Origin of the sequence: Thermococcus thermotolerans (assembly GCF_024707485.1) — an archaeon.
GTDB lineage: Archaea > Methanobacteriota_B > Thermococci > Thermococcales > Thermococcaceae > Thermococcus > Thermococcus thermotolerans.
In genome coordinates this window covers 525,211-545,812 of record NZ_CP102602.1, presented here as the reverse complement: position 1 = coordinate 545,812, position 20,602 = coordinate 525,211, and the positions used below count along the sequence as shown (strand labels likewise).

At 54.0% G+C, this 20,602-nt stretch carries 26 protein-coding genes; 10 read left to right on the top strand and 16 right to left on the bottom strand.

What is annotated here, in order from left to right; all coding sequences use genetic code 11:
• Nucleotides 1-179: 179 nt before the first annotated feature.
• The 7 genes from NUS69_RS03165 to NUS69_RS03135 all read right to left on the bottom strand — a co-directional run bounded on the left by NUS69_RS03165 (nt 180) and on the right by NUS69_RS03135 (nt 4,870).
• Complete coding sequence (locus tag NUS69_RS03165) at nt 180-458, bottom strand: hypothetical protein (protein WP_258084397.1); 279 nt, start codon at nt 456-458, stop codon at nt 180-182.
• Between the two features lie 81 nt (nt 459-539).
• The gene (locus NUS69_RS03160; RefSeq protein WP_258084396.1) at nt 540-989 is read right to left on the bottom strand and encodes a hypothetical protein; all 450 of its coding nucleotides are present in this window, start codon (nt 987-989) and stop codon (nt 540-542) included.
• Nucleotides 970-1,524 (bottom strand): hypothetical protein, encoded by a 555-nt coding sequence (locus NUS69_RS03155; protein ID WP_258084395.1) that lies wholly within the window; start codon nt 1,522-1,524, stop codon nt 970-972. The genes NUS69_RS03160 and NUS69_RS03155 overlap by 20 nt, the downstream gene beginning before the upstream one ends.
• A 5-nt stretch (nt 1,525-1,529) precedes the next feature.
• Nucleotides 1,530-2,267: a class I SAM-dependent methyltransferase gene (locus NUS69_RS03150; protein WP_258084394.1), complete on the bottom strand. Its 738-nt coding sequence runs from the start codon at nt 2,265-2,267 to the stop codon at nt 1,530-1,532.
• 31 nt (nt 2,268-2,298) lie between these two features.
• Nucleotides 2,299-3,267, bottom strand: a complete 969-nt coding sequence (locus NUS69_RS03145) for an aminotransferase class I/II-fold pyridoxal phosphate-dependent enzyme (RefSeq protein WP_258084393.1) — start codon at nt 3,265-3,267, stop codon at nt 2,299-2,301.
• On the bottom strand, nt 3,252-4,136 hold the full coding sequence (cbiB, locus tag NUS69_RS03140) for an adenosylcobinamide-phosphate synthase CbiB (RefSeq protein ID WP_258084392.1): 885 nt from the start codon (nt 4,134-4,136) through the stop codon (nt 3,252-3,254). The genes NUS69_RS03145 and cbiB overlap by 16 nt, the downstream gene beginning before the upstream one ends.
• Nucleotides 4,124-4,870 carry a uracil-DNA glycosylase family protein gene (locus tag NUS69_RS03135; RefSeq protein ID WP_258084391.1) on the bottom strand — a complete coding sequence of 249 codons (747 nt, stop codon included), beginning with the start codon at nt 4,868-4,870 and terminating at the stop codon, nt 4,124-4,126. Before NUS69_RS03135 ends, cbiB begins: the two co-directional genes overlap by 13 nt.
• A gap of 42 nt (nt 4,871-4,912) precedes the next feature.
• Here NUS69_RS03135 and NUS69_RS03130 point away from each other — a divergent pair, with 42 nt between their 5' ends.
• From NUS69_RS03130 to cobS, 3 genes are read left to right on the top strand one after another with little or no spacing between them, the layout of a single operon-like run.
• Nucleotides 4,913-5,563, top strand: coding sequence for a PAB0415 family putative ATP pyrophosphatase (locus NUS69_RS03130; protein ID WP_258084390.1), 651 nt, complete (start codon nt 4,913-4,915; stop codon nt 5,561-5,563).
• Entirely contained in the window at nt 5,560-5,982 is a 423-nt protein-coding gene (cobZ, locus tag NUS69_RS03125; protein WP_258084389.1) for an alpha-ribazole phosphatase CobZ, read from the top strand. Before NUS69_RS03130 ends, cobZ begins: the two co-directional genes overlap by 4 nt.
• Nucleotides 5,979-6,680 (top strand): adenosylcobinamide-GDP ribazoletransferase, encoded by a 702-nt coding sequence (gene cobS, locus NUS69_RS03120; protein ID WP_258084388.1) that lies wholly within the window; start codon nt 5,979-5,981, stop codon nt 6,678-6,680. The genes cobZ and cobS overlap by 4 nt, the downstream gene beginning before the upstream one ends.
• Here the strand turns inward: cobS and NUS69_RS03115 are convergent.
• A complete protein-coding gene (locus NUS69_RS03115) occupies nt 6,665-7,783 on the bottom strand; it encodes an MJ1477/TM1410 family putative glycoside hydrolase (protein ID WP_258084387.1) in 1,119 nt (372 codons plus the stop codon). The genes cobS and NUS69_RS03115 overlap by 16 nt on opposite strands.
• A 50-nt stretch (nt 7,784-7,833) precedes the next feature.
• On the opposite strand from NUS69_RS03115, the gene NUS69_RS03110 reads away from it, so the two are divergent.
• Entirely contained in the window at nt 7,834-8,373 is a 540-nt protein-coding gene (locus tag NUS69_RS03110) for an NTP transferase domain-containing protein (RefSeq protein ID WP_258084386.1), read from the top strand.
• The gene (locus tag NUS69_RS03105; protein WP_258084385.1) at nt 8,370-8,582 is read left to right on the top strand and encodes a hypothetical protein; all 213 of its coding nucleotides are present in this window, start codon (nt 8,370-8,372) and stop codon (nt 8,580-8,582) included. The genes NUS69_RS03110 and NUS69_RS03105 overlap by 4 nt, the downstream gene beginning before the upstream one ends.
• Here the strand turns inward: NUS69_RS03105 and NUS69_RS03100 are convergent.
• Nucleotides 8,579-10,030, bottom strand: a complete 1,452-nt coding sequence (locus NUS69_RS03100; RefSeq protein ID WP_258084384.1) for a cobyric acid synthase — start codon at nt 10,028-10,030, stop codon at nt 8,579-8,581. The two genes, NUS69_RS03105 and NUS69_RS03100, sit on opposite strands and share 4 nt — an antisense overlap.
• A 68-nt stretch (nt 10,031-10,098) precedes the next feature.
• Here NUS69_RS03100 and cobT point away from each other — a divergent pair, with 68 nt between their 5' ends.
• The gene (cobT, locus tag NUS69_RS03095) at nt 10,099-11,109 is read left to right on the top strand and encodes a nicotinate mononucleotide-dependent phosphoribosyltransferase CobT (RefSeq protein ID WP_258084905.1); all 1,011 of its coding nucleotides are present in this window, start codon (nt 10,099-10,101) and stop codon (nt 11,107-11,109) included.
• Here cobT and NUS69_RS03090 read toward each other — a convergent pair.
• The 3 genes from NUS69_RS03090 to NUS69_RS03080 are packed head-to-tail and all read right to left on the bottom strand — an operon-like array spanning nt 11,084 to nt 12,367.
• A complete protein-coding gene (locus tag NUS69_RS03090; protein ID WP_258084383.1) occupies nt 11,084-11,548 on the bottom strand; it encodes a type II toxin-antitoxin system VapC family toxin in 465 nt (154 codons plus the stop codon). The two genes, cobT and NUS69_RS03090, sit on opposite strands and share 26 nt — an antisense overlap.
• Nucleotides 11,538-11,744, bottom strand: coding sequence for a hypothetical protein (locus tag NUS69_RS03085; RefSeq protein WP_139680868.1), 207 nt, complete (start codon nt 11,742-11,744; stop codon nt 11,538-11,540). The genes NUS69_RS03090 and NUS69_RS03085 overlap by 11 nt, the downstream gene beginning before the upstream one ends.
• Before the next feature lie 29 nt (nt 11,745-11,773).
• The gene (locus tag NUS69_RS03080; RefSeq protein ID WP_258084382.1) at nt 11,774-12,367 is read right to left on the bottom strand and encodes an adenosylcobinamide amidohydrolase; all 594 of its coding nucleotides are present in this window, start codon (nt 12,365-12,367) and stop codon (nt 11,774-11,776) included.
• Between the two features lie 101 nt (nt 12,368-12,468).
• On the opposite strand from NUS69_RS03080, the gene NUS69_RS03075 reads away from it, so the two are divergent.
• Nucleotides 12,469-12,984: a MogA/MoaB family molybdenum cofactor biosynthesis protein gene (locus NUS69_RS03075; protein ID WP_258084381.1), complete on the top strand. Its 516-nt coding sequence runs from the start codon at nt 12,469-12,471 to the stop codon at nt 12,982-12,984.
• 1 nt (nt 12,985) lies between these two features.
• Nucleotides 12,986-14,176 carry a molybdopterin molybdotransferase MoeA gene (locus NUS69_RS03070; protein WP_258084380.1) on the top strand — a complete coding sequence of 397 codons (1,191 nt, stop codon included), beginning with the start codon at nt 12,986-12,988 and terminating at the stop codon, nt 14,174-14,176.
• Between the two features lie 39 nt (nt 14,177-14,215).
• On the opposite strand, the gene NUS69_RS03065 is transcribed toward NUS69_RS03070, so the two are convergent.
• The 3 genes from NUS69_RS03065 to NUS69_RS03055 all read right to left on the bottom strand — a co-directional run bounded on the left by NUS69_RS03065 (nt 14,216) and on the right by NUS69_RS03055 (nt 16,893).
• Nucleotides 14,216-14,419 (bottom strand): hypothetical protein, encoded by a 204-nt coding sequence (locus tag NUS69_RS03065; RefSeq protein WP_258084379.1) that lies wholly within the window; start codon nt 14,417-14,419, stop codon nt 14,216-14,218.
• Nucleotides 14,420-14,733: 314 nt separating this feature from the next.
• Nucleotides 14,734-15,831, bottom strand: a complete 1,098-nt coding sequence (locus NUS69_RS03060; protein ID WP_258084378.1) for a DUF835 domain-containing protein — start codon at nt 15,829-15,831, stop codon at nt 14,734-14,736.
• Between the two features lie 3 nt (nt 15,832-15,834).
• A complete protein-coding gene (locus tag NUS69_RS03055; RefSeq protein ID WP_258084377.1) occupies nt 15,835-16,893 on the bottom strand; it encodes a hypothetical protein in 1,059 nt (352 codons plus the stop codon).
• Between the two features lie 119 nt (nt 16,894-17,012).
• On the opposite strand from NUS69_RS03055, the gene NUS69_RS03050 reads away from it, so the two are divergent.
• Both NUS69_RS03050 and NUS69_RS03045 read left to right on the top strand, forming a co-directional pair.
• Complete coding sequence (locus NUS69_RS03050; RefSeq protein WP_258084376.1) at nt 17,013-18,296, top strand: phenylacetate--CoA ligase family protein; 1,284 nt, start codon at nt 17,013-17,015, stop codon at nt 18,294-18,296.
• 83 nt (nt 18,297-18,379) lie between these two features.
• On the top strand, nt 18,380-19,630 hold the full coding sequence (locus NUS69_RS03045) for an HD domain-containing protein (RefSeq protein WP_258084904.1): 1,251 nt from the start codon (nt 18,380-18,382) through the stop codon (nt 19,628-19,630).
• Here NUS69_RS03045 and NUS69_RS03040 read toward each other — a convergent pair.
• On the bottom strand, nt 19,623-20,579 hold the full coding sequence (locus NUS69_RS03040) for a transcriptional regulator (RefSeq protein ID WP_258084903.1): 957 nt from the start codon (nt 20,577-20,579) through the stop codon (nt 19,623-19,625). The genes NUS69_RS03045 and NUS69_RS03040 overlap by 8 nt on opposite strands.
• Between the last annotated feature and the right edge of the window lie 23 nt (nt 20,580-20,602).

The window sequence follows — 20,602 nt, the reverse complement described above, 5'->3', positions numbered from 1 at the left end:
AGGGTATAGAAATGAGCCCGAGGTTTAAAAAGTTTGGGGTCAAGAGCGAAAGGACTTCTCAATCGCGTTCGGGGAGGTAGGCATAGAACCATGCTCCAATCTCTTCAATCCACTCACTCTCTCCGCTAAAGCACTCTTCAAACCTCAGGTTTCCACACTCAAAGATGCCCCACTCCGGCTCAAAGATTTTGAAGAGTGATAATTGGTCTTTCAGCGTTTTTCACGTTAAACACTTCAAAGTACGGTGGGTCGATTTCCACATCAATGTACTGGCCTTCGAGTTTTGAGAACTTCTCAGCCTGCTCCCCAACGGGAATGAAGACGCTTATTTTAACACCCGGAGGTTCCAAGAGGAACTCAGCTTCCCCTGAGTGAACCACTCCGTCGTAGTCCCTAAATGGGGTAAAAGAAAGGAGCAAAAGCCTGCTGAGCAGGATATAAGTTGTGCCGTCCGGCAACAGTAGACACCTCCACGTTAGAGTTTTCCCTGAACTTTAGGCAGTTTTCTGCAAAATGCGAAACAGCCCTCGTGGTTGCCTCTATTTTCCCTGGGGAGTTACATCCACCTGTGCAAGTAGGAGTCTTTTCCCCCTCGCAGAAATCCATCCCTTCCAGGATAGCCCTTCAATCCTGAAAGGTATTCCGAGAACATCCACAAGTGATTCTCCCGCGTGATAGCCCTTCACCGAATAGACAACGTCTTCACTGGAGAGAGAGACCCTGAATTCGTACCATTCATCATCAGAGGCCTCGATTTCGCTGGCGTCGAGGGCAAAAACCGGGAAAAGTTCTTTTTTGTTTTGATATGCTGAATCAACCAGCTTCTTAAACTCCTCTGGGATAAGAACATGAGGAACTGGAATCCACGGGTTCCAGCCTCTAATGGCATCCCGTTTGGTTCTTCCGTGATTCCTCTTGACGAGGAAAACCGCCCTTTTGCCATCAAAATAAGCGACTTTAGCAATGGCCTTAAAGGTCTGGCCCATCAATGTCCCCTCCTTTAACGGCCCTCGCATAAAACCACGGAAAGGAGGCCGTAATGAAGTCGCCAGTCCGAATTTCCAGTCTGCTGAACTTCTCATAAGGAAGGTCTAGATACATTGGAATTCCTGAGGGACGGATTTCGATGAGTACTCTTTCCCCCGATTGGTTGATTTGAGTAACCCTTCCTTCGACGGTGATTCCCTGCCTCACAAAACCTCTCATTTCCTTCCACTTAACTTTTCTTTTCCATCTGCTGTTTTTTGGAGGGTAATAATATCGGTATTCGATTCTCTCCATTCCTATTTCATTTCTCATTATACTCTCCGGAACGGCCATTAAAGCCAGCTCCAAGGGTTCTTTAGTCTTGAATGAGCGGACGACTTCCGAGTGGAGCAACTCCTCATGGTTTCTGATGTCCGAGAGGATTATTCCTGAGGGGATTGTTAGTAGCACAAAGTGTTCGTCCAGCACTCCATGAAATTCTGGCAGATCCAGAACGTCAAGGTTCAAGACGATACCTTTCACAGGGACCAACTTCATTAGATTCACCTACCGCATTGTTTAAATGAAAATAAAATAAAAAAATCATCTTCTCCACCCGTACACGAGCTTTCCGAAGTTCCAAGCCTTCTCGTATTCATCTCCCTCGGGGTGTAGATGTTGAGCTCGTCATCCACCATGAAGGCCCTAACGCTCCCGTTGGGCTTGAGGATTTGAACCAGCCGCTTGAAGTGGAGTTTTTGTGTCGCCGGCTTGACCTCGCGCCAGTCTGTTATGATTAACCGCTCATCGCCCTTCCGCTCGTCCCATACTATCGGGCCGTTCCTCCCGCCGTAGAACCAGCATGGGAAGTCGGCGATGAAAACCCCTCCTGGCTTTAAGACCCGTTTTACCGAATTAAATAATTGTTGAATTGCAGAATCATCGAAATACATAATTGAGGAGAAGAACATGGTAACCGCATCAAACTCCTCCTCAAAATCAATCTCAAGCGCGTTTCCCTGGATGAACTCAATGTTAAACCCTTCCCTTTCGGCTTTTCTTCTCGCAACGGCCAGCATCTCATCATGGAGGTCTAGGCCTGTAACCTGATATCCGCACCTCGCGAGTTCGAGCGTTGGAATCCCGGTTCCGCAGGCGAGGTCGAGAACCCGCGTTACTTCCCTCTCTGCCTCGTTCCGGAAGAGCTCCTCCACGAAGTCTATCTCTTTCCCAATTCGTTCGGCCCTTCTCCTATAAATCGCGTCGTAGTACTCGGCAAGGGCCGTGTAGAGCTCATGCATGGTACCACCAAAAATGAAGTGGGCTTCAGATTTAAAACCCTTCTCCCAGCTCTCGGAAGGCCTCAATCAGCCTCTCGTTCTCCTCGGGCTTTCTAACTGAAAAGCGGACGTATTCCGGCAGGCCGAAGCTCTCACAGTCCCTCACGAGGATTCCACGCCTCTTGAGGGCCTCAACGAATTCCTTTGCATTGCCAATGCGCTTGATGAAGAAGTTGGCGTCGCTTTTAACCTTTAGCGCCTTTTCCAGCCTCTTCTTTTCCCGCCAGATTAGGGGCATCGTCTTCCTCAGGTGCTCGAAGCCGTCTTCAATCACGAATTCGAGGAAGGCAACGCCTGTTGAGCCTATGCTCCAGGGCATTCTGACGCTTCTGAAGGCCTCCTTAAAGCCGATGACGTAGCCGACCCTTATTCCAGGCAGGCCGTAGCTCTTGGTGAAGGTTCTGAGCTTCACTATGCTTTCCCCTTCCGGACTTTCCGGCTTTTCAACAAAGTCTATGAAGGCCTCGTCGAGAACGAGGAGGGCTTTTTTATCCTCCACAGCATCGAGAAGGGGTCTAAGCTCTCTGACGCGGTGGAAACTGCCGTCGGGGTTGTTGGGGTTGCAGAAAAATACAACGGAGTTTCCCTCGACGAGTTCCGCCAGCCTTTCTGGATCGTTGGAGCCTTTGATGACCTTCGCTCCAAAAATCCGCGCAACCCTCTCGTACTCGCCGTAGGTGTGGCGGGGGATTACCACCTTCCTCCCGCGGAGCGCGAGGATTCCTAGGAGGTAGAGTGCCTCAGTGATTCCAGCGGTCACCGTTACAGGTTGGTCGATGAGCTCTCTCAATTCCTCCTCAAGCCTCTCGTAGTATGGATAGCGATCGCTTATCTCTTTGGAGCGCTCAAACATTTCGTCAAGCCATTCCGGGGGATACGGGTTTAGGGATGCCGAGAAGTCGAGCAAACCTTCTTCCCTCGCACCGCCGTGGTAGGTTGAGAACTTCACGGGCTCAAGCATGGGAACACCTCCGTTGCAAGGAGTAGGGAGACGATAACAAGCCACTCCGCAACAACCACCCGGTAAATCTTCAAAGCCCTCCCTATGTCTTCGTTCCCCGGTTCCCTCCCTGGAAATCTATAAAGGCCGGGCTTCTCAAGCCAGACGCCGAGGACGGCTGACATCGCCGAGATGGGTTTGTCGGAGTTGAGCTTGAACCTAGCGAGACGGTAATGACTGAGAACATTCCTCCCACCGAAAGGAAGGTAGAGAAGAACTGTCAATCGGGCAGGAATGAAGTTGAGAACGTCATCCAACCTGGCGGAAAACTTGCCGAAATACTCGTAGCGCTCGTTCCTGTAGCCGAGCATGGCATCCAAGGTGTTCACGGCGCGGTAGATTAAAGCCCCGGAAAGGCCGAAGAGGAGGAAGTAGAAGAGCGGAGCTATCACCGAGTCGTTGAGGTTCTCGGCAAGGCTCTCTATAGCTGCCGAGTTGAGGTGCGCCTCGTCGAGGGCTTTAACATCTCTGCTGACTATCATCGAAACGGCCTTCCTCTTTTCCTCGATGTTCCCAGTTATCGTCCTCGCGACGTGCTCGTATAAACTCCTAATCGCGAAGGAGCTCTTGAGGATGTAAACCCCGAGGGCGTAGTCCAGCGGGAAGGGGAGGTAGGAAGGGAGAAGTGAGAGCAGAAGGGCGGTGATTATGACGAGCACGGCCGTGGAGGTTCCGGCCAGAAAATCGAGGGAGGGGTCTCTTCTCCTCCAGCGTCCCTCAAAAAGGTCAGCTAACCTACCGAACCACACGACGGGGTGAACTTTAGCCGGAGGTTCCCCTAAGAGCAGGTCCCAGAGCAGTGCAAGGAAGAAAACCGTCAGAACCTCCATTCTCCGAAGGCCTCCCTTATCGCCGAGTATTCTTCCAGCATCTCCTCATTTGGCTCCCTCAGCCCCCTCCTCACGTACCAGGCGGGGTGTCTGAGGTAGGTGAACTCAAAGCCGAGCCGTTTCAGAGCCTTTTCGGCGGTTCTGCCGACCGCGAAGATGGCCCCCGGCTTCACAGCTTCAAGCTCTCTCCCGAGGAGCTCAAGCTCGCCCTCACCGAAGCCTCTCAGCCTGTTGTCGGGAGGATTGCACTTGACGACGTTGGTTATGTATACGAAGTCCGGGTTGATGCCGAGGCTGAAGAGCGTCTTCCTCAGCAGCATTCCCGAGGCGTCGCGGTAGAAACAGATTCCAGTCTTTCCGCAGCCCTTTCTCCCCGGTGCCTCCCCGACGAGAACAACGCCGGAGCCGGGCCAGCCGTTGGAGAAGGGTAGACCCCCAAACTCGCCCACCCGGAGCTGATAGCGGTAGTATTCCTCGCGACAGAACCTCAGGGGGTCTTTGAGGAGCTCACGGTAGAGGGCTTCCAGCTCCCTGGCTTTTCTCCCGTCTTCCCCGTTCACGACGAGGAAGCGCTCATCAGGGTTGTATATCGTCCTCGCGTAGACCCCGTAGGTTTTCTCGTCTAAGCTCAGGAAATCCCTCCAGTCGCGGAGGACTAACGGGACTACCTTAAGATTGACCGGGTTTACGTAGATCCCGCCGGCCTTTTTGAGGTTCTCAAACGGCAAGAGCATAATGGATAAAAAGTCCATACCCTTTATAGGTTTGGTGGTTAGATGCCTCACGAAAAGGGGGTTGCATTCTTTTCCGGTGGAAAGGATGGGCTTTACGCAGTCCATTTAGCGGAGAGAAAGGGGATTAAAGTCCCCTATCTGCTCACGCTGAAAACCACGATAGGCCTCTCACCCCACTGGGAAAATCTCGGAGCCTTAGAAACACTCGCCGAAGCAATGGGGAAGGAACTGCTCACCTTCGACATGGGGAAAGGAGGAGAAGCTTTGGCGGAGTTCATAGGCTCTCTGGGCACGGATTACCTCATAGCGGGGGACGTTCTGCTTGAGGATCACCTGAGGTGGGTTGAGCGTCTCGCCCGTGAGGCCGGTGTGACTCCATTTGAACCCCTCTGGGGACGGGACACGGGGGAACTCGCCGTTGAAATGCTTGAGGCGGGCTTTGAGTACGCGATAATAGCGGTGAAGGGGGAGAAGCTCTCCAATGAGTGGCTCGGCTACACCTTCCGCTCGGTTGAGGATTTGGAGCGCTTCCTTGATTCAAACCCTGACGTTGACCCGATCGGGGAGATGGGGGAGTTCCACACGGTGGTTCTAAAGTGCCCGCTGTTTGAGGGGAGTTTCAAGATGGAACCGCAGGGTGTTGGAGAGAGCGAGACCTACTGGTGGTTGAAGTTCAGGCTGGTGAGAGAATGAGGGCGGGAGAAATCCTCAAAAAACTCGAATCAAAGGGAATAACCCTTGACTCCATGCTCGACACGGCTCTGGAGCTTTACGTGGGGGATGGAAGGGAAAAAGTCCGCGAGAGGCTCGAAAAGCTGATGCTAAGGTATCTCGACGACATCAACATCCAAGCGCTTCTCATGGCGGCGCTCCTGCTTGAGGAGAACTTCGAGGTCGAAGGCGACCCAGTCAATTTAGTGGCGGACGAGCTGATTGGAATAGACATCGCCGAATACATAGGCGGGAAGATGGCGCTCTTCAACTTCTTCTACTACGACACAAGGAAGCCTGGGATTCTGGCCGAGCTTCCGCCGTTTCTTGACGATGCGATAGGCGGCTTCATAGCCGGCTGCATGACGAGGCTCTTCGAATCGGAGGCGGACTGGCCATGAGGGACCTCCTGCCGTTCTTGACAAGGATTCCAGTGGAAGGAGACTTCGAGAAAGCCCGCGAGGAGCTCTGGGCCTTTCCACTCGTTGCTTTGGTGAGTTCAGCGCTTCCAACGCTCGTCCTCTACTTAAGGCTTCCCCTCTCGAACGTCCTTGCCCTTCTCGCGCTCTACTTCACCATTGGCCTCCTCCACCTCGACGGTTTAGCGGACTGGGCCGACGGGATAATGGTCACAGGAGACAGGGAGAGGAAGATAAAGGCGATGAAAGATTTAAACACCGGTATAGCCGGCCTCTTCGCCGTCGTGATGGTTCTCCTCCTTCAGGTTTACTCCCTTCGGCTCGTTCCCTTCTACGCGCTCTTTTTAGCCGAGCTGAACTCAAAGCTCGCCATGCTCCTCGCGCTGGCAACAAAGAAGCCCCTCGGTCGGGGCCTTGGGGCGTACTTCATGGAGGGGATGACTGGGAAAGGGCTCCTCGGCGGGCTCATTTTCTACGCCATCCTCCTCGTCCCCCTAATCGTCTATGATCCTAATGTCCTGGTCTCGCTCCTCGGTCTGACCTTCGGGGGCTACGCCATCAAAGTTGCCCTCGACAACTTCGGCGGGATAAACGGCGATTGCCTTGGTGCGATAGCGGAGATAACGAGGGCCGGGACGTTGGCAGTTATGGCGTTTGCTTGGGCTTACTTCGGAGGCTGAACCCCAGGAATCACATCGAGTCTATCCAGCTCCCTGTCCTCCAAGGCCGCGTAGGGTACGTATCCCCTCTTCCGGGCCTGTTCTATAAAGTTGAGGATTCTTGCGAGGTCTTCATCGCTCCTCGTCCCGTCGTCAACGTAATCAACAACTAGAACGGTTTTTCCAGCCTCAACGACTCTATCGAGGAGCGGAACCTTTTCGCCCGTCCAGGGACTTGGCTCAAGGCCGTCGTAGAAGACGTCTTCACTCGCCCAGCCGGAGACTGTTCTCAAAAGGCTCCCGTTATCGTAGTCAAGGAGCCACTCCCCGTTCTGGGGGATTATTATGAAGTCCTTGCCGGCTTTAGAGCGGGTGTAGTTGGCTATCTGGATTATGAATTCGATCATCTGCTTTGCCGTCCAGCTCTCGTCGTAGCCGTTCTCGGCCCAGAACCAGTATTCATCAACCTTGTCAAGGTAAACGCCCGAAAAACCCTGTGCAATGATTCTGTCGAGGTACTCAAAGACTATTTTCTTCCAACCCTCCTCCCAGTACTTGACGGCGTAATCCCCGGGCCAGTCGGGGTTCCCCGGCCCGAGCCACTCGGGAGGGTTCTTTTTCCACCCATCTCTCCAGTAGAAGCGATAATCTTCAGCCTCGCCGATGCTGAGGTAGGCTATGGGGATTACCCCGGCCCTTTTAATCATCTCGATTTCCTCCCGCGTGTAGGCCCTCTCGTCGCTCCCGTTCCTTGAGTAGTCCATGACAACCAGCTCAAAGCCGCTTTTCGCTATAGCTTCTGGACTCGCGTTCTGGAGCCAGTAGACCCAGCTCCTAACCGAGGAGAGGTTTAGCCCCTGGATTTGGTTCGAGTCTTCACCTTTTGGAGTGGTCTGAGTCGTTGATGTTACGTTTTGCTGAGCTATTTTGGGAGAGGTTGCGTTCGATGGGACCGGAAAGGAGGTGTGCGATACAGGGGGAGCGGGAGAAGATGTCGTCTCAGGTATGGGTTGAGAAGGAGGCGAGACCGAAGTCGTGCTGGTTTTCTCCCTCGCTGGAGCGTTTGAAAGACAGGCAGAGGCCAAAACTATGAGGAGCGAGAGGAGTATGCCGAGGAGTTTCATGGAGGCCGTTGAGCGGAAGGCCTTTTAACCGTTGCCGGCTATCAACTCCCATGATACTCATCATGTCCGGCGGAAGGTCGAGCAGGATGGGCCAGGAGAAGCCCGTCCTGAAGGTTGGCAAAAAGCCGATGCTCCTGCGCGTTTACGGGGAGGCAGAAAAAGCCGGGGAAGCCCTCGTTGCCCTCTCCAAAAATACCCCAAGAACGAAGGAGCTCTGCCTCCGCGAGGGGATTCCCTTCGTTGAAACGCCTGGAAAGGGCTACGTTGAGGATTTGATTTACCTTCTCAGGGAATTCGGGCCGTTCATCAGCGTTTCTGCAGATTTACCCTTCGTGAGGGCGGGTGATGTGATGGCCGTAAAGAAGGCCTTTGACGGAAAGGTTAGCTTAACGGGCGTTCTTCCTTTGAGACTCGTTCCGAAGGGCTTAAAGCCAGTCGTTTACAGGGGCTACGCAATAGTTGGCCTCAACGCCGTTGGAACCGAAGGCGAGGAATTCTTGGAGCTGAGAAACCCGCTCTTAGCTTTGAACGTGAACACACCGGAAGAGTTAAAGCTGGCGAATAGAATAGCCCGTCTGGTGGGAAGATGAGGGGTAGGGAGATTAGAGGTGCACTGTTGCTCACAGGGATGCTGATCTTCGCATTTCTGTTCATCTTCGGGTTCCTCATTGTGGCGGCAGTTTTGATTATAATAGGTCTGCTCGCTTTCCTCGGCTTCTACCTCTACGTCCGCTTGAAGCTCTGGTGGGCGAAGAGACACCCGCCGAAGGTGCTTGAGGGGCCGGAGGACTACTTTTAGAGCCCCAGCTCCCCTAAAATCCTTTCCACGTCGAGGTTCCTCTCAACGACCTTTGCGAACCTCTCAATTTCCTCCTCTATGTTCCACTCCTCAATTGAAACCGGCTCAAGGCCCTTCTCTGCCCTCAGAAAGTTTAGAAACGCCTCCGTGAAGGCGAAGTTGTGGAAGATGCCGTGGAGGTAGGTGCCGAAGGCCCTCTCTCCAATCGCCCCCTCAGGCTCAAAGGTTTTCGCCCCGTTTATTGCTTTTATCACCGAGAAGGGCCTCTCCGAGGTGCTCCTGCCGAAGCGTATCTCGTAGCCCTCGACCTGCATTCCTCTCGCCTGCTCCCAGAGAACCTCAGCCCTCAGGTGGTTCGTCCTCTTGCTTCTCTCGAAGACGGTTTTGGCCGGCAGTAGGCCGATGCCCCTGACCTCACCGCGCTTCGACTCAACTCTGTCTATTATCTTCTCGCCGAGCATCTGGAAGCCGCCGCAGATTCCGACGACGAAAGAGCCTTCACGGTGGGCCTCTAAGATAGCCTCCTCAATTCCGTTCTCCCTCAGCCAGAGCAAATCCTTGACCGTGTTCTTGCTCCCTGGAATTATCACCACGTCACCTTTGATTTCCTCCGGCCTTGTCACGTAGTCAACACCGTTCGCCCAGTGGAGGGGCTCAAAGTCTGTGAAGTTGCTGATGTGGGGGAGCCTGATTATCTGAATGTGAAGCTTTCCTATAACCCTCGGAAATTCCGTGAGTGAATCCTCCTCAGGTAAACGGTGTTCGATGTGAGGGATAACACCGAGGGTCGGCTTACCGTAGCGTTTTTCTAAGTATTCAAAGCCCGGCTGAAGTAGGGAAGCGTCCCCGCGGAACTTGTTGAAGACGAAGCCGATTATCGCTTCCCTCTCCTCTGGCTTCAAAAGCTCCATCGTGCCGACTATGCTTGCGAAGCTTCCACCACGGTCTATGTCGGTAACTAGGATTCCCTTTGCCTTTGCGTGGAGCATCACCCTTGTGTTCGCTATGTCGTAGTCCTTCAGGTTAATTTCAACCGGACTGCCGGCGCCTTCGATTATAACGAGGTCGTGCTTCTCCTTCAACTCATCCAAAACTTTCATCGCCTTCCTGAAGAGCTCCTCCTTGCGCGAGAGCATGTAGTCCTTGGCGGAGACGCTGCCAATCGGCTCCCCCATGAAGACGACCTGGCTTCTCATGTTGCCTTCTGGCTTGAGCAGAATCGGGTTGAACTTTACGCTTGGCCTCTTTCGGCAGGCTATCGCCTGCAAATACTGCGCCCTGCTTATCTCGCCCCCTTCGATGCTCGGCGCGGAGTTCAGGCTCATGTTCTGGCTTTTGAAGGGCACTACATCGTAGCCGAGGTTTGAGAAAATCCTGCACAGGGCCGTAACGAGGAGCGACTTTCCAGCTCCTGACGAGGTCCCGAGTACCATCAGTGCCCTTCCCATTCTCCCACCGTTCGAAGTTGGCCGAAGGGCATATAAACCCTTGGATAAAAAGTCCAGCGGTGGTTGAAATGGAGAGCCTCTTCCTGCTGGTTCTGGGGAACACAGAGATAAGTACAGTCCCGGGAATAAGCGTTGCAGGGGCAACGCCTGAACTTACCAGACTCACCCCGGTGGCCGATGCTGAGTACCTCTTCCACGAGAAGCCCCTAACCATTGACGTCATTCCGGTGACGCCCGAGGGTCACCCGACGCCGGCTATAATCACCAAAGCGGCGAAGGAGCTTGCGAACTTCCCGGTTCTAGTCGTTCGTGGGGGAACTTATCTCGCCCCCCTTGTCCCTCACGTCCACATCAGCGACGCGGTTGGTAGGGATTTCCGGAAAGAACCTGCCCTTCCTGAGTTCGGGGAGATAATAAAGCGCGCCAAGCTTCTCGGCGAGGAGCTGAACAAAACTCCGATAAAGGAGCTCGTCATCGGCGAGTCAACACCGGGTGGAACGACCACTGCCCAGGCCGTCCTCTGGGCTTTGGGTTATGATGCCAAGACGAGCTCGACCTCGCCGGAGAACCCTCAAAGCCTGAAGGAGAAGGTAATCAGCGAGGCCTTCAAGAGGGCCGGAATCGAGAAGGGTCAGCTGAAGGACAACCCTTTTGAGGCCCTCAGACAGTTCGGCGACCCGATGCTGGCGACGGTGATAGGCATCTCCCTCGGCTTCAGGAAGAACGTCGCCCTGGCTGGAGGAACGCAGATGTTAGCCCTTTCAGCCCTCCTAAAGGCCCTTGGCGAGAGCCTTGATAGGTTCATGATCGCCACAACAAAGTGGGTCGTAAACGACAGGAGCGCGACCTTCCTCGAAACGGCGAGGGAAATCGGGGTAGTGACGTACGCAGCGGATCTGGACTTCTCGGAGAGCGAGTTCAAGGGCCTTAAAGACTATGAGAGGGGCTACGTCAAGGAGGGCGTTGGAGCTGGGGGCGCAACGTGGCTTGCCGTTAAGGCCGGCTTCTCGCCGGAGGAAGTGAGCAAAAAGGTCGAGGAGCTTTACGGAAGGCTTATGGAGATGAAGTCGTCTCCCTGAGCAGTTCAGCTTTTATCCCGGCTTTTACCGCCTTTTCGTACATCTTTCTGTCGTCGGTTATCAGTTTGGCGTCTGCTCTTTTTGCACATGCCAGGAAGAGAACATCAAAGCCACTCGCTTTTGTGATGATTCCAAGGTCAATGGCGGTTTCAAGGAGATAAACGTCCGAGTACAGCAGGGAATGTTCGGTAATAAAACTAACTGCAAGCCTGGAAAGGGCAGGATTGCTGGAGAGGCGTGAGACAACAGAAGCTGTTTCCACAAGCATAACAACTGGTTCGTGCAACAGTATTCTACCCATGGCTACTTCATCGAGAATGGACTTTGCTTTTCTGTGAAGTGCAAGCCGGGAGTAGTAAACTTCGTCTCTTTTCTTGCGCTTTGGTGGGACAAAGCCCTTCACGAAGACACTCGTGTCGAGGACGAGGTCAGTAGTCATAGTCCCTCTCCCTCATCTCCCGTATCATCTCGGTTATGTCCTCCACTTCTTCCGTGTACTCCGTCTCCTCTTCCGCAAGTCGAATTAGTTCCTCAAGGGTAACCTTGCCCTTCCGAAGTTCCCTCAGCCGGAGCTTCAACAGGAGATTCTGTGCATCAAGGAAGAGCCTTTCAACCTGAGCCTCCACGTCTTCCATTCTCTCACCGGCTTTAATAAGGGTTGAAACTATTTAACACTTCTCGTCCTCTCCCACTTCCTCAGGCTTTCTGAGAGGGCTTCCCTTACCGCTTTCCCGATGTTTATTCCCAGCTCCGTCGCCGTTCCCGCCCACTCCGTTTCTCCATCAAAGGCGAAAACTCCAATGCCGTCGCTCGTCGTTCCCGTCGCGTTGTAACCGAGGCTGAGGAGAGTGTATGCCTTTGCCTCCGTTGCCGTCATTATCGCGTTGGCCATCGCACCGACGGTGAGGCCCTCCTCGATTACAAGGGCGATGTTTATGGTTCCGGGTTTCCACGGTGGTGGCTCTTCACCGGCTATTGCCGGATTCGTGATTCCAGCGGTGACGTAGGCAGTAACGCTTCCGCGCCTTGAAACCGCGAGCACCTTTTTGATGTCAGCGGCGGTCATGAAGCCGACAAAGTTTTTGATTCCATGCTCCTCCTCAAATCTCGCACAGTCCCGCCTGTAGTTTCCAGAGTAGTCCTTGGGGACCATCATGAAGAAGAAGCCGTTCGCCTTTGCCAGGCCCCCACGGTGGGGCGCGTTGCTGAGGGCCAGCATCGGCTCGTTGAAGTGTCGTATAAAGTGCTCAAACTTCATGTATGCACATCCGCGGGTGGGGATATAACGCTTGCGCCGTTAAACGCTTCCGTTTGCTGAAAGGTTATTAAGTTCGGGGACGAGCTTAATCGGGTGATGGTATGGGAGCGGAAGAACACAAGAAGAAGGCCCCAAGGAAGTTCAAGTTCGCGGTCATAACGGTGAGTGACACGGCCAGCAGGGGGGAGAAGGAGGATAAGAGCGGAAAGTTTCTCATCGAGGAGCTAAAGAATGCCGGACATGAGAAGGTTTACTATGCCGTTGTCCCCGACGAGAAGATGGCGATAGTTGGCGCCGTTGTCGAGGCCTTTGAAAGGGGAGCTGAAGTTGTCGTTACCTCGGGTGGAACGGGAATAGCGAGCAGGGACGTTACGATAGAAAGCATCAGGCCGTTGCTCGATAAGGAGCTGACGGGCTTCGGAGAAATCTTCAGGCTTCTGAGCTACGAGGAGATAGGCACAGCCGCGGTCATGACGAGGGCAACCGCGGGAATAATCAGGAGCTCCGGAAGGGCGATGGCAATCTTTTGCCTGCCTGGAAGTTTGGGCGCGGCGAAAACTGGGGTCAGGATAATTCTGAACGAGGCTGGCCACGTCCTCAAGCACGGGAGGGAGTGACGTGAGGGAGTTCAAGAGGCTGACACCGTACAGGGACGCCTTTCGCATGATGCTGGACGACCTCGGGGAGATCCTCGACGTGGAGGAGGTTCCCCTCTCCGAGGCCCTCGGCAGGGTTCTGGCCGAGGACATCGTTTCTCCCATAGACAGCCCTCCCTTCGACCGTTCCGCTGTGGACGGCTATGCCCTCCGCGCCGAGGACACATTCCCTGCGAGGGAATACAGTCCGGTCGAGCTTAGGGTTATAGACGAGATAGTAGCCGGCGAGGAGAGTAAAGCCAAGGTGGAACCCGGAACGGCGGTAAAGCTCATGACCGGCTCAAAGATGCCTGAGGGGGCAAACGCCGTCCTCATGCAGGAGATGGCGGAGCGAGATGGGGACGTCCTAAGGGTCCTTCGACCTGTTGCTCCCGGACAAAACGTGGCCTTCGCCGGTGAGGACGTAAGGAAGGGGGAGATAATCCTGCGGAAGGGACAGGTTCTAAGGCCGCAGGATCTGGCCCTACTGAAGAGCGTGGGCTTCAAAACCGTTAAGGTCAAGAGGAAACCCCGCGTCGGAATAATCGTCACGGGCGACGAGTTAATCGAGGAGTTCGATGAGGAGGCGCTGAAGGCAGGAAAGATTATGGAGAGCAACTCGATTATGCTCATGGGGCTGGGGCGGCAGTACTTTGGGCAACCGGTTTTTTACGGGGTCGTCCCCGATAAGGAAGAGGCTATCAAATCGGTGATAGGGAAGGCAAAGGAAGAATGCGACCTCGTTCTCGTCACCGGCGGTTCGGCCTTCGGCGACCGGGATTTTGCCCACCGCTTTGTCAAGCTCCTCTTCCACGGAACGACGATAAAGCCCGGAAGGCCAGTTGGTTACGGCGAAAGGGTCTTCATAATGAGCGGCTACCCTGCGGCTGTCTTCGCCCAGTTCCACCTTTACGTCAAACACGCCCTGGCGAAGCTGGTGGGGGCTAGAAACTACGAGGTGAAGGTTTTGGCAAGGCTCACCGAGCGCGTTCCAAGCCAGCTCGGGAGACACGAGTTCGTGAAGGTCTGGTACGAGAGCGGTAAGGCGAGACCGATCAGAAAGAAGGGGAGCGGTATAATAAGCGCCCTCGTGGAGAGCAACGGCTATATAGTCATTCCGGAGGATAGTGAAGGACATCTGGAAGGAGAAACAGTGGAAGTCGTGCTCTACTGAGCTATGCCTCCTGGAGAAAAGACTCAAGATGGACGAACTTCAGAATGGCGCGGACGTCTTCAGGAATATCCTCAAGTCTGCGGGGTCTGCGAGCATCTCAAGTACCTCAATGACTTCCGTGGTCTTCCTTTTCTTTCTTTTCCTCGGGGGATAGCCCTGCCATGGGGGATAATACTTGAGGAGTATCACCCACTTGTTTCTTCCTGCGATTATCATGGTACCACTCGTGTGAATCTTGTCCATGTTCTTAATAAATCTTTTCGGCATATTGACTGCACGGCTGTCGAAGTTTTGACAAAATCTGGCTATGGCCCGCCCGTAACCCCCGCCCCCATCGGTGCCTCACGGCGATCTCGGGCGGGTTAACCCAGGCGGGCCTCAGCTGTGCTCGGCCTGGGTTTCCCACGGTCATCGTGCTCCGTAACGCGGAAGGTCCTCCCGTGGGGACCTCGCTGAGGCCGAGCTGTAGCCCCCGCATCGCCCCCCGGTTCATTCTCCCCGGGGTCCTCGCGCAGGGGCAGTATATGGTAGAAAAGAGGAGGTATATAAAGCTGTCCTCACTCCATGAGCTTCCTGAGCTGGGCATACAGCCTGTTTTCAAGGCTTTCCTTCTCAATAACGAGTATCAGGGTGCCCTTGTTGACTATAACAAAGTCCCTGAGCTTTGAAAGGAACTTCATGAGGCTCTCCCAGGAGTTGTAGACTGTCAAGTACTCGAGGCAGTCGATTATAATGACCCCCTGCTCCCCCATCCGGGCGGACTCTTCCAGATACTTGTACGAGAGTTCGGTCATCCTTGCAAGGTTTGTCGGATTTATGGTGTTCTTGAACCTTCCCTGGAACGGTATGGTTGTTACGAAGTAGTACTGCCACCCCTCAGGAACCTGTGTGACGTCCCTGACGAAGGCCAGAACTGGCCTGTCTTTAAGTTTCTCCTTGAGTTTCAGGTACTCCCTCCCGTTAACTACCATGACGCCCGGCTTGAGGTCAATAGGCTGTGCGGCCCTGCTCTCTTTTGGCATAAAGAACTCCGAGGAGGTTAGTTTCACCATCGCCACTACCATGAATATTATGAGGGCCGTGGACAGCGTGAATCCTATAGCTTTGTACCAATCGGTGTTGCCGAAAAGTGCCGCCGGGATTAGGTGAACTCCAAACAGTATGATGCTGATATAGAGGTATCTGATGGCACTTTTGTAAATTTCCACGGTTTCCCTGAGTAAAAGCCCCCCGGCGATTACGAATACCCCTGTTATGCCAAGGGTAGCGGCGCTGGTTACTGACCAGACTGCATCCCCGGTGTAAATGTATACTCCAATCATATATATCATAAAGGCAACCGGCATCACCGCAAGCATTGAGAGAGTTCTGTACCTGACGGTTATCGACTCTTCTTCAAGGAACTTCACCGCTCCATAAAAGATGAGAGCAGAGAACGTCGGAAGAAGGAGCATGCCCACCATCTGAAACGTCGGGTTCGTGAGAACCGTCGAGAGGATCGCTAGAAAGTCAAACACCCATGCAAGAGAAAAGGCCAGGGCAGATCTCCGTCTGTTATGGAGATATATACGGAATATCCAGCCTGCCGCCACCAAGTCAGCTATCAGAACCATCAACGCCTCAGCAAACACGATTGCCTGAATACCGTCCAACACAGTTCACCCCACTTTCCTTTCGGGGTCTCCGAACCCATCCCATTTAAATGGTCCGTGGGGGGGTGTTCTAAATGCCGTTTCATCCTCGAACTTAACGACTAAAACTTCGGGTCTGGCTATTATTATTGCAACCCGTCCGCGTTCGTGACGCCTGACTATCCGGTATCCCCCGTCCCCGTGCTTCATGGGGAATATAATTGTGAACGGGTAGTTGGGATAGTACCAGAACTCCCCCTCCATGTGCATACCCACCAGATCCCCAAATAGATAATACCCATAAAGAGGTATAAGCTTTGTGCCTTCAAACTTTTCACGGAGCATCTCAAAGAAGGACTGATTTATACCAACACCACTTATTATTGCCGTCTCAATGTTCTCGCTGTAGGGTTCGAAAAGCGCCATGAGCGGGGGTGCAGAGCGTACCGTGTTTATCCTGTCCTTCTCCATGATGCGGGTGGTATATCTCACGAGTGGATTCAGTATCTTCAAAACCGCTTCCAGTCCCTGATTTTCATAAACTTTTTTCAGACCGTCCGTTTCCATACCTATAAAGTACAGAACACCTCCGTAGCTCCATACGAGCTCGCTTATTTCCTCCTGGAACCATCCGTACGGGCCGTGGGCTATTGCCCTCATCTGGTGGGCATCGTTGTAAAGCTCGTCCAGACCGTAGATCTCGTCGAGGGCTTTCCTCAGATACCGGTGGCTTGCTAGGAGATACTCCCGATCCCAGTGCCCGATGGCCCGCTCCCGGGTCGTTCCGGAGGACTGGTAAAACCTTATCCTGCCAGGATACCCCTCAGGTACGAATTCCAGCCAGTTGTGCCTGAGGTAGTCCTCGTCCACGATCAATCCAGAATTGAAAATCTTCTCGAAAACCTCCTCAAGTCCGCCTTGAAAGATTTCATCGAGGTCAGGCCTCAGTTTCTCAGAAATCCTCCTCCAGTAAGGGGTCGTCCGCAGGTGAAATTCGAAGACCTCCCTGAGGTACTCCACTAAATCAGCGCGGTCAACGCTCAGAGGGTCATCATAGAGTTTATCCAACACTTCCCCATAGTTCATGGGGTTAATTTAACTGGGACGGTATAAAAACCTTTCCTATTGAAATCCATCCAAGGATGGTTGGACAAACCCCAACAATTATATATTATTAGCTCGATTTACTAGTTCGGTGAGCATCCGTGACCTTGATTGTTGGAAGAACTGACAAAAAGGGGGTCGAGGATTTCAGGTACACCCTCAGCAAGAGCTTGGAAACGACCGAATTCTGGCAGGAGAAGTTCTCCGGAATCGATCCCGATGGGATAACCCTCGATGACCTTGCTGCCCTTACTGATAAGGTGACGATAACGCCCCATGATCTCTACGATATTGGCAGGGTGTGGCCCGATTACATCCAGAGGGCTCAGGTATTCTATACCGTGATGCGGACAAGCGGAACAACCGGGAAACCCAAGAGAATAGCCTACACCCGGGACGACCGCTTCCGAACAGCCCGGCAGGTAGAACCATGGATCAGGGAGTACATGGATAAAGGAGATAGAATCGCCTCGTTTTTCCCACCGCTACCATCTTCATCCGGAATGTTTGCATTCGGGAGCTTTGAAGCGCTCAACGCAAAGTCCGCATACTATCAGGTCCCCATCCAGTACCTGCTCGACAGGGAAATGCTCCTCAAAGAGCTCAACTACATCAAGCCCACAGCACTCTTCTGCCTGACGGCGACTGCCTACAACCTCGGTCTCGTTCTCCCGGAGTCCATAAAGAAGGACATCCAGACGATAGTGGTAGGCGGCGAGACGCTTACCCCCGAGCTCGCGAGGGCGACCCTTGAGCTGTTTGAGAACGCCGTGATAATAGACAACTTCGGCTCGACTGAGGACGCTATAACCGGCTACCGCGTTATCACGAGGAAGAAAGCTACAAGGTTCAACTTCGAGGAGTCTATAGTCGTCCTCAAGGACAACGGCGACGGCTACGACGACTACAAGCGCATCTACATAACCAAGGTCATGAGGGAAGGGGAGCTTACCGGTCTGCCCCTCTTCAACTACGACATAGGCGACCTCGCGAGGATCGAGAACGGCGAGGTCAGGAACATAATCCGCATCAAGGACGTTGTAACACTCGCGGGGGCCAAGCTCCACATCGACCAGGTGATGGAGATAGTCTACGACCATCCAGCCCTCCTCGACTTTGTGATAATCTACCACCCGCTCTCACCTGAGAACCCCAGGCCGAAGGCCATACTCCGCGTCGCCTACAGCGGTGAAAAGCCGGCCGGAATAGAGGACGAGGTCAGGGAGCTCATCTACGAGGCCAACAATCCGGTTCGCTACGAGGTGGAGGAGTCCAAGCAGGCCGAGCTGATTATCGAAGCGGTTCCCCTTGAGAAGCTCAGGGCAGACCTCCCGAAGAGGCTCGGAAAGACCAAGAGGATATACATCGTCGGCAAGGATCTCTGATTCTGCCGTTCTTTTCCTTCCAATTTTGTCACAATGCCGAAAATTTATATAAGGCTCTTCTCAAACTTCCAGCGGTGGTGTCAATGGATGGAAAGATCATTCACGACGGCGTTCATGGCAGCATGAAGCTCACCGGTATCATCCTCGACCTCGTCAAGACCCCCGAGTTTCAGAGGCTCAGGAACATAAGACAGCTCGGTTTGGCGTACCTCGTCTATCCCGGTGCTAACCACTCTCGCTTTGAGCACTCCCTCGGAGCGTGGCATCTCGCCAGGAGGCTCTCGCAGGAGGTTGGCCTGGAGGAGAGCGAAAGCATGCTCCTTCAGGTGGGGGCTTTACTCCACGACATTGGCCACGGGCCCTTCAGTCATACCTTCGAGAGCATCTACAAGCACTACGTGAAGGAGCGCGACCACATGCGCCTCGGCCAGGATATAATCCTCGGGCGGATAAACATAACCGAGAGCGAGAACGGGGGAATGATCCCGGAGATAATAGAGAGCTACGAGTACGACTTCACCCCCAGAGACGTCGCAGACCTGATCCTCGGAAAGCACGAGAAGCGCTACCTCGGCCAGATGCTCCACGGCGACGTCGACGTCGACCAGCTCGACTACCTCGTGAGGGACGCCCACTACACGGGGGTCGCCCACGGGATAATAGATCTCGAAAGGCTCATGAAGGTTCTGAGGATCCACGACGGTGAGCTCGTGGTCGATGAGAAAGGTGTTGAGGCGGTCGAGGGCATGATGGTGGCGAGGTCGCTCATGTACTCCCGCGTCTACTTCCACCATACGGTCAAGATAGCCGAGGGGATGCTGACCAGAGCCCTGGAGTTCGCCCTGGAGGAGGGCCACCTCTGGGACTTCTGGAGGATGATAGACTGCCGTGTCCTTGTCGAGCTTGAAGACCTGGAGGGCCTTCCCGCGGAGATGGTGAGGAGGGTAAAGTACCGGGAGCTTTACAAGGCCGCCGTTCTGGCGGGTGCCGACGAACTAAGCGCCGAGGAGAAGAGGGAGCTCCTGACGGCCTACAGAAACGTTAAGCGCAGACAGGAGATAGAGAGAACCCTCGCGGAGATGGTCGGTGCGAGGGAGGGAGAGGTCATCCTTGAGTTCAGTATAGCCGACCTCATGCTCAGCGAGCCGAGGCTCAAGGCGACTGAAATAAACGTCCTTCTGGGCAACGGGGAGCTTCAGCCGCTTACCAAGGTCACCCCACTTGCCAACGCCCTCAAAAGGAGACAGACGCCACGCTGGGCAGTCCTTATAGCCGCGCCGAAGGAATACGTTCCAAAGGTAAGGGAAGTCTGGAGAAGAGTCATCTTTAGCTGAAGAGCTGCTTCTTTATTTCCTTCTTGAGCTCCTCTATCATCTCTATGAGTTCATCAGCGTCCCTGACCTCTTCAAGTCGCTCCTTGGGGATTAGGGGGACGTCGCCAATAATCTCGGTTCTCGCTTTCTCCAGTATGAAAACCCCGTCGCTGTTGATTATCTTGCTCACCTCGGTGACCATCTCGGCCCTCTTCACAGTCGAGCGGGTCTTTCTCTCGTCTATGCCAGTGAGGATGTTAAACTCATCCTCCTTTGACACTGCATTGAACGGTGCCTTCTTGACCTTGACAACACCGAGGCCGAGGCCCTTTAGGCGCTCAAATATCTCCCTCTCAAGCGGACTTTCGGGGGTAACGTTGAGGTCCGCCTCCACAGTGGAGTGGAGAATGTCGATCGGCTCCGCAAGCGGCTCGTCAAACAGTTCCTCAAGCCGTATAGCGACCTCAAGGGAGACCGCCTGCTCGCCGCGCTCGTAGTTTATCAGGCTCTTGCGAGAAACTCCCAGGAGTTGGGCCAGCTCGTTCACGGAGTAGCCGTACTTCTCCCTCAGCTTCCGCAGTAGGGCACCGTTTATCCTTACGTAGAAGCCGCCGCGCTCGGCAAATATCGCCGGCAGTTCGTTCTCGACGAGGACATCGTAGAGGGTCTCGGGTCTGAGCGCGTATACCCCGAACCTCTCGTAAACGACACCCTCTTCCAGCTCGGCGTTCTTCGTCTTCAGCCCCACTATCAGGGGCGAGGCCTTGAAGAACTTGGAGAGGCGCTTCAGGTCTTCAGCCTGCTCCTCTGTAACCGTGTCTATGTTGGTGGCCACCTTGACGAAGAGCAGTAGAAGTAACCTGCTCGCAACTATGTCGAAGCACGAGCCCTTGAAGTCCATCCGTGCCGTTTTGTATCCCGTGCCCCTGAGTATCGCCTCAACCGTTCTGATGAGCCTTTCCCTGTCCATCATTTTTAAATACGCAAAGGGCT

Excerpts from the sequence above, each read along its gene's own strand:
- NUS69_RS03155 (WP_258084395.1), bottom strand. The coding sequence starts at position 1,524 with ATGAAGTTGGTCCCTGTGAAAGGTATCGTCTTGAACCTTGACGTTCTG.
- NUS69_RS03150 (WP_258084394.1), bottom strand. The coding sequence starts at position 2,267 with ATGCATGAGCTCTACACGGCCCTTGCCGAGTACTACGACGCGATTTAT.
- NUS69_RS03145 (WP_258084393.1), bottom strand. The coding sequence starts at position 3,267 with ATGCTTGAGCCCGTGAAGTTCTCAACCTACCACGGCGGTGCGAGGGAA.
- cbiB (WP_258084392.1), bottom strand. The coding sequence starts at position 4,136 with ATGGAGGTTCTGACGGTTTTCTTCCTTGCACTGCTCTGGGACCTGCTC.
- NUS69_RS03135 (WP_258084391.1), bottom strand. The coding sequence starts at position 4,870 with ATGCTCTTGCCGTTTGAGAACCTCAAAAAGGCCGGCGGGATCTACGTA.
- NUS69_RS03130 (WP_258084390.1), top strand. The coding sequence starts at position 4,913 with ATGCCTCACGAAAAGGGGGTTGCATTCTTTTCCGGTGGAAAGGATGGG.
- cobZ (WP_258084389.1), top strand. The coding sequence starts at position 5,560 with ATGAGGGCGGGAGAAATCCTCAAAAAACTCGAATCAAAGGGAATAACC.
- cobS (WP_258084388.1), top strand. The coding sequence starts at position 5,979 with ATGAGGGACCTCCTGCCGTTCTTGACAAGGATTCCAGTGGAAGGAGAC.
- NUS69_RS03115 (WP_258084387.1), bottom strand. The coding sequence starts at position 7,783 with ATGAAACTCCTCGGCATACTCCTCTCGCTCCTCATAGTTTTGGCCTCT.
- NUS69_RS03110 (WP_258084386.1), top strand. The coding sequence starts at position 7,834 with ATGATACTCATCATGTCCGGCGGAAGGTCGAGCAGGATGGGCCAGGAG.
- NUS69_RS03105 (WP_258084385.1), top strand. The coding sequence starts at position 8,370 with ATGAGGGGTAGGGAGATTAGAGGTGCACTGTTGCTCACAGGGATGCTG.
- NUS69_RS03100 (WP_258084384.1), bottom strand. The coding sequence starts at position 10,030 with ATGGGAAGGGCACTGATGGTACTCGGGACCTCGTCAGGAGCTGGAAAG.
- cobT (WP_258084905.1), top strand. The coding sequence starts at position 10,099 with ATGGAGAGCCTCTTCCTGCTGGTTCTGGGGAACACAGAGATAAGTACA.
- NUS69_RS03090 (WP_258084383.1), bottom strand. The coding sequence starts at position 11,548 with ATGACTACTGACCTCGTCCTCGACACGAGTGTCTTCGTGAAGGGCTTT.
- NUS69_RS03085 (WP_139680868.1), bottom strand. The coding sequence starts at position 11,744 with ATGGAAGACGTGGAGGCTCAGGTTGAAAGGCTCTTCCTTGATGCACAG.
- NUS69_RS03080 (WP_258084382.1), bottom strand. The coding sequence starts at position 12,367 with ATGAAGTTTGAGCACTTTATACGACACTTCAACGAGCCGATGCTGGCC.
- NUS69_RS03075 (WP_258084381.1), top strand. The coding sequence starts at position 12,469 with ATGGGAGCGGAAGAACACAAGAAGAAGGCCCCAAGGAAGTTCAAGTTC.
- NUS69_RS03065 (WP_258084379.1), bottom strand. The coding sequence starts at position 14,419 with ATGGACAAGATTCACACGAGTGGTACCATGATAATCGCAGGAAGAAAC.
- NUS69_RS03055 (WP_258084377.1), bottom strand. The coding sequence starts at position 16,893 with ATGAACTATGGGGAAGTGTTGGATAAACTCTATGATGACCCTCTGAGC.
- NUS69_RS03045 (WP_258084904.1), top strand. The coding sequence starts at position 18,380 with ATGGATGGAAAGATCATTCACGACGGCGTTCATGGCAGCATGAAGCTC.
- NUS69_RS03040 (WP_258084903.1), bottom strand. The coding sequence starts at position 20,579 with ATGGACAGGGAAAGGCTCATCAGAACGGTTGAGGCGATACTCAGGGGC.